We start from the raw sequence: 6,414 nt of genomic DNA on the forward strand, positions 1-6,414 counted from the left end.
GGTCGGAGTCCGCCGGGGACCCCATGGACAGGTGGGCAGCTGCCCCGGGCATCGGCTCGGGGAACTGTCCAGGAACTGGGGCAGGCGGCCTGACCGGTGACTGCGGTGGCGGCGGTGGCGCGGGCGGCCTGGCCGCGGGGCGCGCCGGAGGGAACATCCTGGCCTCGTCGCCGGTGGCGGGGTGCTCGCGGTGGGGTGGCCCGGGACGGGCTCCCCGCCCCTCGGGGGCCACCGGCCGGGGATCCGGGCCGGGGTGTTCCGCGTCGGGAGACGCGACCGGACCCGATCGGCCGGATGCCCGTCCGGCGACCGCTCGCCCGATGCCCGCGGCCTGCTCATCCTCCTCGTCGACCGCCCGGCTGTCCGGTGCGGCGCCCGGTGACATGCCGGTGATCGCGATGATCGACGCACAGGGCCAGAGACGGTCGCAGCTCAGACAGAGGTCGAACTCATTCGGCTGATGAAGGTCGATGAGGGTGATCAGCGAGTGAATATGCTCGACAATCTTCGGGCCGACCAGGACCGGCCCACGGGCGATGACGTCGAGCTCCGAGCGCAGTCGCCCGTGATACTGCTCGACGTCAGCAAGGCGCGAATCCTCCATCACCGGCAGCATGCACCATAGCGGGCCAGCGGGCACGAAGGGTGTAGCCCGTTCGGGTTCACCGTCACTGCTGACTCACGTTCCGCTTCTGACCCGCGGTGCCAGATGCCGCTGATGGTTCCCTCTCCCTTACGTGCGGTGAGGATGGGAAGCGGGTTCGCCGGGACGGGCCGCATGGTCATGCCGAGCCGGAGTCCGGACGGCGTGGCCGCGTGGAGGCGCTAATCGCAGATCAGGACCGGTCCGGCCGGACCTCGTCCGTGCGGCGGACCTGCCGCATCAGACCCTCTTGAAGCCTGGCGAACTCCTCGATGTAGGGACTTTCGACCTGCCCGGAGGCACCTCCGGGCTCCTTGCCTGGCGCGGACCGGTCAAACGGCTCGAAACCCGCGAACTGCCCGCCGGCACCCGGCGGCATGCGGTCGGGCTGGCCGTCGAACGCGGGGTAGTGCCCACCCCCCGCCGCCTGGAGGCCCCGCTCGGCGGGTCCGTCGTACCCGGGTCCGTAGGAGGACGGCAGGCCGTTGCTGCTCTGCGGGACCGCACGGTCCGCGGCGTTGTCGAACGCCGGGTAGTGGGCACCGTTGGCCGAGGCTGTGCGGTCGGTGGAACCGTCGTAGGCGAACCCCGAGCCGTTGGGGCTGCCGGACCCGGGGCTGACCGAGAGCGGGGCGCCGCGCATGCTGTCGCCGGATGCGTCCGACTGCTCCGTGGAGAGGAACCCCTCGGAGACCGGGTAGATGCGGGCCGACAGGCTGACCGACATCGGGTCACTGCCGTAGGTGATGACGTCAACCTGGTCCTCCGCGCTGATGCCGCCGCTGCGGGCGAGATCGACGAAGCGGAACAGATCGGCCCAGCGTAGCCCATCGAGGTCGACGCTGATGCGCAATGCCATGATCGTGCCCCATCCCTGAGGTTCGTTACGTGCCGACGGTTACCTGGGCGCCAACGGACGATCGAGGGGTGACCGGCTCGCCCCCCGTCAGCGCCAGCCCGGGCGGCGATGGGCGGCAGCTTATACCGCGTTGGGAGACCATTCCCCATCCGGGGAGGTTCGGCTGGCTCTGCTCCGATAAGGCGAAGTGGGGGTATCGCGTTCTCCGTCGCGTCCCGTCACCCGAGGGCATTCCCCGGCGGAACGTTGGCGGGGAATCAGGACGGCCGGGCGGGCCCTCCGGTGGGGAGGTGTGGGGTGTGTGGATGCCGGCCGGGAGGCGTGGGAAGTCCCGGCCGGCGGACGTGGTCGGTCGATCGGGCGGTCGTGAAATGCCGCCTGGGGTGTCACCGGTGATTGGAAGGCGGGTAGTGTCCGACCCTGTGAACGTTGTGTCCGGCGGTGTCAACGGGGTCGGCGCGGCTGGGGTGGGCACGCAATCGGGTGTCATGCAGTCCGGCGCGCTGCCAATCAGGCTCCTGCACGACCGCGTGCTGGTCGAGCCGCGTGAGGATTCCGTGGACCGGCGGTCGAAGGCGGGCATCGTCATCCCCCCGACCGCGCATATGGGGAAGCGCCTGTCCTGGGCGGACGTCGTCGCGGTGGGGACGGCCGTGCGGACCATCCAGGTTGGCGATCGGGTGTTGTTCGACCCCGAGGACCGGGCCGAGGTGGAGCTGCACTCGACCACCTACGTTCTGTTGCGGGAGCGGGACGTGCACGCCGTCGCGGCGGAGCGGTTGGACGATGGCCTGACAGGTCTGTATCTCTAGATCCGACTGGTCGGCCCCCAGGCTTGCGTGGCCCTTTCCGACCATCCGATGACGGCGCGGCGTCCAGGTGGTGTACGGTGCCGCATCGATCGAGATGCGGGCGGTCCACCGGAGTCGTGATATTTGATCATGGCTGTGGCGGGAGTGACACCGCGCCAGCCTGGTGCTGTCTGGCCTGACGCGGTTCCGCCCCGTATCGTTCGCTCGGCTCTGGAGATCCGCGTTCCGGCCGGGACCCTTGGATGTGGTGGAGGCACCCGGAAATGCGGACACAGGGCATCGCGTCACCTCAATCCTTGGGGTCACTGCGTACTGTAACCAGCCGATGTCCTGAGGTGCCGTGTTCCATGGCTCCTCACGCTCGGCCAAACCCAAGACCGATGGGTTGGCATACCCATTGGGTGAACGATGGCAGGGAAAGGAAGGAGACGCATGGCTCGTGACTTCGACGCTCGGCGAAGCACGGATGTCGAGGAGGACGAGCTCCAGGAACAGAGCCTGGAGACGCTCAAGGCGCAGCGCGCCGGTGCGGCAGCGGACCTGGGGGACGACATGGACGCCCTCGAGGCCGAGCTGGGCCTTCCGGATGCGGAGGTACGCGACGAGGAACTGTCGCTGCGGGTACTTCCCCGGCAGGCCGACGAGTTCACCTGCACCCGCTGCTTCCTGGTGCAGCACCGCAGCCAGCTCGCGGACGTCCGTCACGTCGTCTGCTCGGACTGCGCGGCCTGAGGGCCGGGTCCCGGGCGGGGTGTCCCTCGACGGCGGGCGGTGCGGATCGGTTGCCCGGTTGCCCGGTCGCCCGAGTAGGCGTACCACTACCTAGCGCGAGCTTGTCGCTGGGGGTGGTGCGGATGCTCGACGAACAGTCACCGATGTCCGGTTCCGTCCGGACCCGTCCCGCCGTCTTTGAGGGTCGGCGGCCCCTCCGTCCGGAGGATGCCGCTCTCCGTCCCGGGGAGGAGGATCCCGCGGACGGTCCCGAAAGCCTGCCGCTGCTCCTGAACCGGTTCGTCCCCCCGCCGACCCCGCCGGGTCATGTCGATCGACCACGGCTGCTCGACGCACTCGACGCCGCTACCGCCCTGCCCCTCACGGTGGTGCGGGCCCCGGCCGGCTCGGGCAAGACGGTGCTGGTCGCGGCCTGGGCCGCGGGCCGGCGTGGGGAGACGCCGATCGTGTGGGTGCGGGTCGATCCGGCGGTCGTCCCCGGCCCGCGTGGCGGGGAGCCGGGCCTCCCACTGTGGCCGCAGCTGCTGCACGGGCTGGGACGACACGGTCTGCTCCCGGCCGGTGAGGGCCTTGGGAGCCGGTACGGTCCCGCGGCCGACGATCTTTGTGATCGGCGTTACCGATGGCTCGCCAACATCCTCGCCGACCTCCCGGCGTCCTTCATACTGATCCTCGACGACGTGCATCTGATCACCCGGCGTTCGGACCTCGACGGCCTCGAACTGCTGATCGACGCGGCCGCGGACCGGGCCCGGATCATTCTGGTGGGCCGGACGGTGCCCGTGGCGCTGCACCGGCTGCGGGCTGCCGGGTGGGTCACCGAGATCGGCCCGACGGATCTCGCCTTCACCCGGGCGGAGGCCGCCGCCCTCCTGAGCCGGCAGGAGATCACGGGCCGGCAGGAGATCACGGCGTCGCCCGCGACGGTGAGCGGTCTCGTGCACGTCACCGAGGGCTGGGCGGCCGGGCTGCGGCTGGCGGCCGGGGCGCTCGCCGCACGGGAGCGACGACCACTGCCGGGGGCGGATGGGCGGTGGGAAGCGGCCGTCGCATCCCCGTCCGGTGGCCTCGGTGACACGGCTGGTTTGTCCGGCGCCGTGGCCGGCCATCCCGCGATCGCCGATTTCCTGCAGGCCGAGGTGATAGCCGGTAAGCCGCCGCGGGTACGCCGCTTCCTCCTGCGGACCAGTGTCCTGGAGCGCATGACCGGGCCGCTGGCGGACGCCGTCGCGGCCGAGCGGATGGATGCGGGCGTCCTGGCGGCGGATACCGGCTCGCGTGCCGCGCCGCCGCCGGACGCCGACGCCGACGCCGCGAGCATGGCGATGGGCCCGCCCGGCGAGTGCGGCCCCGGGGACACGCCGGCACCCACGGTAGGTGCGCGGGTGAGCGGGAAGGAAGTTCTGGCGGCACTCGCGCGCGCCGACGGCTTCGTGGTTGAGCTCGACCACGACGGCGGATGGTTCCGCTTTCACCGGCTGCTTGCCGCGGTGCTGCGTTCCGCGTTGGCCGCGGACGGCGACGAGGACACCGATGAGCTCCACTTGCGAGCCGCGATCTGGTTCGCCGCGCACCGTCGGACGACGGATGCGGTACATCACGCCGCGCATGCCGGGGACTGGTGGTACGCGGCCTGCCTGCTCGTCGATGGGCCCGAGATGGTGGACGCCCTGCACGGCGGCGCCGCGGGGTTCAGCTCGATCATGACGGCGATGCCGGACTCCCCGGCCTTGTGGTCGCCGGAGTGCGCACTGGTCGCCGCCGTGGGCCGGCTGGGCCAGGGACAGGTGGGGGCGGCCACCAGATGCCTGCAGGTGGCCCGGGGGAGCATCGCCGCGGCGGTCGTGTCCCGTCGTCGCGCGCTCGTGGTCCGAGCCGATCTTGTCGACCTGCGCCGGGCGGAGCTCGCCGGGGCGTGCGAGGAGATGCTGAGTATCACCCGCCGGTTGCTACGGTCCCCGGGCAGGCCGGGCGCCGTGCCACAGCCGGTTGATCCGGCGGTTGCCGGCGTGACGGGGCGGGCGGAGGCCGCGGGGAAGGTCCGGCCACGACCGCCCGTCGGCGTGCGGCCGCCGGGAGATCCCCGGTTCCTGCCCGCTGGTCCTGCCGGCCCTGCCGGCCCTGCTGGTCCTGCCGGTCCCATCGGGGCCATCGGGGCCATCGGGGGCGCCGAAGGTCCCGGACTGGAGCCGTCCGGTGTTCGACATGATCACGTTGGGGAAAGCGCGGCCCGCCCCGGCTCCGTCGTCGGTGGGGCCCAGCCGGACCGCCCGGCCGGGATCGTCGCGCGATCGACCAGCGGTGGCGGGGGCGTGGGTGGTCCCGACGGGATCGTGGCGGCTGTGGCTTGGTGTGCGCGCGGGCAGGCGGAGCTTTGGCTCGGCCGTCCCGACCTGGCGCTGGAGGCGTTGCGGGAGGCGATGGCGGCGGCCCGGGATGGCGGTCTGCGGACGGTCGAGGCATCGGCGTCCGGGGCGATGGCTCTCGCCTACGTGCTGCGAGGTCGATTGCGGCAGGCCGAGTCCAGCGCGGCAGTGGCGGTCGCCACCGCCGCTGTGATCACTGCCAGCCCGGTCGATCCCACGGCCGTCCCCGCATCCTCGGATGGTCTGACCGACATGCCGGCCGGCCTGGTCGAGGCGCATCTCGCCCATGCGATGGTGGCGGCCGCCCGGGTCGACGACGTGCGCGTCACGCACCATCTCGACCTCGCGCGGATGGCCTTCACCCCGGCGCATCCTCCATACCTGCTCGATCTGATCGTCGTGCTGGAGGCGAGGGCGCGATGCCGGCGTGGGGAGGCGGACGATGTGCGGGCTGCCCGCCGTCTCCTGGCGTCGCGAGGACGGCCGGCCGGACCGCCGCTGTGCCTGTCGCTGTGGCGCGCCGCCGAGACCGACCTGTTGATCGCCGTCGGGAACGCCCAGGCTGCCCGGCAGCTGCTGGGACAGCTGGCCGACACCCGCCGGCCGGACCATGCTCTCGCGCTCGCGGCGGCCCGGGCGAACCTCGCGTGCGCTGATCTAGAGGGAGCGGAGCACGCGGTGGCGGCTCTGCTGCGGGCGGATGGCGGCGGAGGCGGTTCGGTGGTGTCGGCATGTGTGGTGGCAGCGGTGGCGGCCGCGCGGCGTGACGACCACGGGCGTGCCACCGACCTGCTGGCGCGTGCCCTCGCGCTCGCCGAGGACGAGGGACTCGCTGGCCCGTTCCTCGAATTCGGTGGCGAACCATTGGCGATCTTGGATGCCCATCCCGGTCTCTCCGCCGCACATCCGTTCTTCGTGTCGACTCTGCGGGCCCTGGCCACGATGGCGTCCGCCGCCGCGGTGAATCCGCGGACGCCGACCGACGGCGGACCGGTCATGGCC

4 protein-coding genes and 1 pseudogene are annotated in these 6,414 nt (G+C 72.0%); 3 read left to right on the top strand and 2 right to left on the bottom strand.

The genetic code is table 11. The annotated features are described in order from the left end of the window. Together ACY5KJ_RS16280 and ACY5KJ_RS16285 are read right to left on the bottom strand one after the other, a co-directional pair. Positions 1 to 604 (bottom strand): annotated as a pseudogene (locus ACY5KJ_RS16280) (hypothetical protein); the annotation flags it as partial. A gap of 232 nt (positions 605 to 836) precedes the next feature. After that, a complete protein-coding gene (locus ACY5KJ_RS16285; RefSeq protein WP_462203760.1) occupies positions 837 to 1,502 on the bottom strand; it encodes a hypothetical protein in 666 nt (221 codons plus the stop codon). 422 nt (positions 1,503 to 1,924) lie between these two features. Here ACY5KJ_RS16285 and ACY5KJ_RS16290 point away from each other — a divergent pair, with 422 nt between their 5' ends. The 3 genes from ACY5KJ_RS16290 to ACY5KJ_RS16300 all read left to right on the top strand — a co-directional run. Beyond that, the gene (locus tag ACY5KJ_RS16290) at positions 1,925 to 2,314 is read left to right on the top strand and encodes a GroES family chaperonin (protein ID WP_035908101.1); all 390 of its coding nucleotides are present in this window, start codon (positions 1,925 to 1,927) and stop codon (positions 2,312 to 2,314) included. A gap of 432 nt (positions 2,315 to 2,746) precedes the next feature. Further along, positions 2,747 to 3,046, top strand: coding sequence for a DUF4193 family protein (locus tag ACY5KJ_RS16295; protein ID WP_462186756.1), 300 nt, complete (start codon positions 2,747 to 2,749; stop codon positions 3,044 to 3,046). A gap of 122 nt (positions 3,047 to 3,168) precedes the next feature. After that, the coding region (locus ACY5KJ_RS16300; protein WP_462203761.1) for a LuxR family transcriptional regulator at positions 3,169 to 6,414 on the top strand (3,246 nt) is incomplete at its 3' end.

The sequence above is a fragment of the Frankia sp. CcWB3 genome, assembly GCF_977927595.1.

Excerpts from the sequence above, each read along its gene's own strand:
- ACY5KJ_RS16285 (WP_462203760.1), bottom strand. The coding sequence starts at position 1,502 with ATGGCATTGCGCATCAGCGTCGACCTCGATGGGCTACGCTGGGCCGAT.
- ACY5KJ_RS16295 (WP_462186756.1), top strand. The coding sequence starts at position 2,747 with ATGGCTCGTGACTTCGACGCTCGGCGAAGCACGGATGTCGAGGAGGAC.